General features: G+C 52.1%; 1 rRNA gene. It reads left to right on the forward strand.

The window, feature by feature from the left end:
• Window positions 1-242 (forward strand): 23S ribosomal RNA (locus NNO03_RS22695); the annotation flags it as partial.

A 242-nucleotide genomic window follows, 5' to 3' on the forward strand; every position in this document is an offset into this window, starting at 1 on the left:
GCGAGGCCGAAAGGCGTAGTCGATGGGAAACAGGTTAATATTCCTGTACTTGGTGTTACTGCGAAGGGGGGACGGAGAAGGCTATGTTAGCCGGGCGACGGTTGTCCCGGTTTAAGCATGTAGGCGGGAAGTTTAGGTAAATCCGGACTTCTTCTAACGCTGAGGTGTGATGACGAGGCACTACGGTGCTGAAGTAACAAATGCCCTGCTTCCAGGAAAAGCCTCTAAGCATCAGGTAACAC

It is taken from the genome of Citrobacter sp. Igbk 16, assembly GCF_028069755.1.
Classification (GTDB): Bacteria; Pseudomonadota; Gammaproteobacteria; order Enterobacterales; family Enterobacteriaceae; genus Citrobacter.